The organism is Paracoccus binzhouensis, assembly GCF_016446475.1.
Classification (GTDB): domain Bacteria; phylum Pseudomonadota; class Alphaproteobacteria; order Rhodobacterales; family Rhodobacteraceae; genus Paracoccus; species Paracoccus binzhouensis.
This window is the reverse complement of sequence record NZ_JAEHFP010000217.1, coordinates 1-2,381: the sequence shown is the minus strand read 5'-3', so window position 1 is coordinate 2,381 and position 2,381 is coordinate 1. Positions and strand designations below refer to the sequence as shown.

The 2,381-nt window shown below is 72.8% G+C and carries 2 protein-coding genes and 1 pseudogene; 1 reads left to right on the top strand and 2 read right to left on the bottom strand.

Annotated features, from left to right (window positions below; genetic code table 11):
- Nucleotides 1-275 (top strand): annotated as a pseudogene (locus I9P22_RS23925) (exodeoxyribonuclease VII large subunit); the annotation flags it as partial.
- 49 nt (nucleotides 276-324) lie between these two features.
- Here the strand turns inward: I9P22_RS23925 and I9P22_RS23920 are convergent.
- Together I9P22_RS23920 and I9P22_RS23915 are read right to left on the bottom strand one after the other, a co-directional pair.
- Nucleotides 325-1,557, bottom strand: a complete 1,233-nt coding sequence (locus I9P22_RS23920; protein WP_199262710.1) for an MFS transporter — start codon at nucleotides 1,555-1,557, stop codon at nucleotides 325-327.
- Nucleotides 1,554-2,192: a bifunctional 4-hydroxy-2-oxoglutarate aldolase/2-dehydro-3-deoxy-phosphogluconate aldolase gene (locus I9P22_RS23915; RefSeq protein WP_199262708.1), complete on the bottom strand. Its 639-nt coding sequence runs from the start codon at nucleotides 2,190-2,192 to the stop codon at nucleotides 1,554-1,556. Before I9P22_RS23915 ends, I9P22_RS23920 begins: the two co-directional genes overlap by 4 nt.
- Nucleotides 2,193-2,381: the final 189 nt, after the last annotated feature.

Here is a 2,381-nt window from a genome sequence, read left to right as displayed (position 1 = left end):
CCGCCGGCGCCGCCCGCCTGCTGCCGCCGCGGCGCGAGGCGCTGGACCGGCTGGACCGCCTGCGCCAGACCCTGGGCTACGAGGAGACCCTGCGCCGCGGCTTCGCGGTCGTGCATGGGCCCGAGGGGCTGATCACCACGGTGGCGGCGGCCGGGCAGGCGCCGCGCTTCGAGATCCAGTTCCAGGACGGCCGCCTGGCGGCGCGACCCGACGCGCCCCCGGCCAGGCCGGCCCGCAAGCCGAAGCCGCCCAAGGGCCAGAAATCGCTGTTCTAGAATCGGCGCCGTCGCGTCCTGTCGGGGGACGCGTCCCCAGACCGCGCCCCTAGCGCGCGATCTGACGCGGCCGCAGCATCAGCCAGAGCAGCGCGCCGCCGGCCAGCACCAGGAAGGGCAGCATGGCCAGGTTCACCGCGCTCCAGCCGGCCTGGGGCGAGCCGCCCATGCAGTTCATCAGTCCGCCCGAGGACAGCGAGGCCAGGAACACGCCGGAAAACACCACGGCATCGTTCAGGCCCTGCACCCGCTCGCGCTCCTCGGGGCGATAGGCGCGGGTCAGCATGGCGGTGGCGCCGATATAGCCGAAGTTCCAGCCCAGCCCCAGCAGGATCATGGCCAGGAAGAAATGCGACAGTTCGACCCCCGACAGCGCCACCGCCCCGGCGCCGGCCAGGATCGTCAGGCCCAGCATGACGATGCGGGTGGCGCCGAAGCGGGCGATCAGTTGGCCGGTGAAGAACGAGGGCGCGAACATCGCCAGCACATGGCCCGAGACGATGTTCGCCGCATCCGCCGTGGCGAAGCCGCAGCCGACCACCGCCAGCGGCGCCGAGGTCATCACCAGGTTCATCAGCGCATAGGAGACCATGCCGCAGATCATCGCCACCGCGATCTGCGGCACCCGCAGCAGCGCACCCAGGGGCCGGCCCTCGGCATGGCCGGGGGCGGGCGGGGGTGGGCGCGGAATATCGAGGAAGGCGAAGAGCATCGGGCCGAGCAGGTTCAGCCCGATGATCACGGCATAGGTGGCCAGGAAGGGGATGGCGGTCAGGTCGGCGGTCAGCCGCACCAGCAGCGGGCCGGTGAAGGCGGCGGCAAGCCCGCCGGCCAGCACCCAGGAGATGGCGCGGGACTGGAATTCCGGTGGGGCGCAATCGGTGGCGGCGAAGCGGAAGAAGCCTTGTGCCGCCATGTAGACCCCGGTGAAGAGGGCGCTGGCGGTGAACAGCCAGAAATTGCCCGCCGACAGCGCATAGGCGGCGATCCCCGCCCCCAGTGCTGCGGAGCCGCAGGAGAGCAGGAACCCGGCCCGCCGCCCATGCCGGCGCATGAAGCCCGAAAGCGGCCGCGCCGAAAGCGCCGAGCCCAGGATCATCATCGACAGGGGCAGGGTGGCGATGCAGGGATTGGGGCTAAGCATCTGGCCCGCCAGCCCGCCGACGATGAAGATCATCGACATCTGCGCCCCCAGAAGCGCCTGGGCCAGCAGCAGCACCACGACATTGCGCCTGGCGCGGCGCATGGCGTCGGGGCCGGCGAGATCGGGCGCGGCGGTCATTTCAACGCGACAGCCTCGCGGGCGCGGGTTTCGATGGCCGCCCAATCGCCGGCAGCGACATCGGCATCGGGAGCGATCCAGCTGCCGCCGACGCAGACCACGTTCGGCAGCGCCAGATAGTCCGGGGCGTTCTGCGGGGTCACGCCGCCGGTCGGGCAGAAGCTGACCTGCGGCAGCGGCCCGGCCAGGGATTTCAGCGATTTCGCCCCGCCCGCCGCCTCGGCCGGGAAGAATTTCAGCATGGAATAGCCCAGTTCCATCGCCCGCATCACCTCGGAGGCGGTGACGGCGCCGGGCAGGAGCGGCAGGCCGATCTCCTCGCAGGCGCGGGCCAGCCGCTCGGTCAGGCCGGGCGAGACGGCGAAGCTGGCGCCGGCATCCCTGGCGCGTTTCGCGTCGTCGGGGGTCAGCACCGTGCCGGCGCCGACATGGCCGCCGGGAACCTTGGCCATCTGGCGGATGACATCGAGCGCGGCGGGGGTGCGCAGCGTGACTTCCAGCACCGGCAGGCCGCCGGCGACCAGGGCCGTGGCCAGCCCCTCGGCGCGACCGGCGTCGCCGACCACCAGGACCGGGATCACCGGGGCGAGTTCGCAAAGCGCGCGGGTGTTCCGGGACTGGATTTCGGGGGTCATGGCGGGCCTCGTTCTTGCGGAAACTGCCGGCAGGGTGCGCTTTTCCGCGCTGCTGCGCAAGGGTCTGTGTTAGCGTTAACGTGGCATGGACCGGCCTTGCCGGGGCGGGGGGGGGGGGGGGGGGGGGGGGGGGGGGGGGGGGGGGGGGGGGGGGGGGGGGGGGGGGGGGGGGGGGGGGGGGGGGGGGGG

Excerpts from the sequence above, each read along its gene's own strand:
- I9P22_RS23920 (WP_199262710.1), bottom strand. The coding sequence starts at position 1,557 with ATGACCGCCGCGCCCGATCTCGCCGGCCCCGACGCCATGCGCCGCGCC.
- I9P22_RS23915 (WP_199262708.1), bottom strand. The coding sequence starts at position 2,192 with ATGACCCCCGAAATCCAGTCCCGGAACACCCGCGCGCTTTGCGAACTC.